General features: G+C 65.1%; 1 protein-coding gene. It reads right to left on the reverse strand.

Features of this window, described 5'->3' with window-relative positions; translation table 11 throughout:
* On the reverse strand, window positions 1-1,278 hold a 1,278-nt coding region (locus VT52_RS35020), incomplete at both ends, for an amino acid adenylation domain-containing protein (protein WP_053055738.1).

Below are 1,278 nucleotides of genomic sequence, written 5' to 3' on the forward strand. Positions count from 1 at the left end.
GCCGCCTGGGCCACGCAGTCGTGCCGGCACAGGACGGTCTCGATCTCGCCGGGTTCGATCCTAAAGCCCCGCAGCTTGAGCTGCTGGTCGGCACGGCCCAGGTACTCCAGCTCACCCCGCTGGTTCCAACGGGCCAGATCACCCGTGCGATACATACGACTCCCAGCAGGACCGTACGGATTCGCGGTGAACCGACCCGCCGTCAAAGCCGGCTGACCGACATAACCATGAGCGAGACCATGCCCGGCCACATACAACTCCCCCGGAGTGTTCGGCGGGAGCAGTTCGAGATTCGGACCGAGCACATACGCGTTCTTCCCCCGGACCGGCCCCCCGATCGGAATCGACGCCGCCCCGGCGGTGATCGAATGAGTCGTGGTGAAACCCATGCTCTCCGCCGGACCGTACCCGTTGACCAGACGCAGATGAGGATGATCCGCCAGAGCCCGCGCCGTATGCGTCGGCGAAGCCGCCTCACCCGCCGTCATCGCCTCACGCACCACCGCGAACACCCCAGGATGCTCGTCCAGCATGTGATTGAACAGACTCGCCGACATCTGCAACGTGGTCACCCGATGCCGCTCCACCAACTCCACGATCTGATGCGGATCAGTGTGCTGACCCGGCTGGAGCACACACGTACCACCATGAAGCAACGGCCCGAACACCTCGAGCGCGAAAGCGTCCCACGACACCGGCGAACACTGCAGATAAGTCTGCTCCGGACCGAACCGCAGATAATCCGGCCCCAGGAACGTCGCCACCAGAGCACGATGCGACGCCGCCACACCCTTCGGAACACCCGTCGAACCAGAAGTGAACATCACACAGGCCACCCCCTCCGGATGCCCCGACGTCTCCACCACCGCACCCGAAGCCGCCGCGATCACCGTCGCCTCAGCCGACAGATCCACCAACGGCGCCGCATGCTCCAACGCCGGAAGATACCCCTGACTGATCACCACCGCCGGACCCGTCCGCGCCAGCACCCCGTTCAACCGCTCAGGCGGAAACTGCGGATCCAGCAACGTATAACCCGCACCAGCCTTCAACACCGCCAGCAACGAAGCCACCAGCAACGGCGAACGCTCAAGATGAACAGCCACCAGCCCACCGGGCACCACACCCCGCACCGCCAGATGACGCGCCAGACGATTCGACCACACATCCAACTCCGCGTACGTGACCCGCTGCTCCTCATGCACCAGCGCCACCGCATCCGGAACCACCCCCGCCATCCCACTGAACAACCGGTCCAGAGACAGCCCCGGAGCGGAG

Origin of the sequence: Streptomyces malaysiense (genome assembly GCF_000980885.2) — a bacterium.
Classification (GTDB): domain Bacteria; phylum Actinomycetota; class Actinomycetes; order Streptomycetales; family Streptomycetaceae; genus Streptomyces; species Streptomyces malaysiense.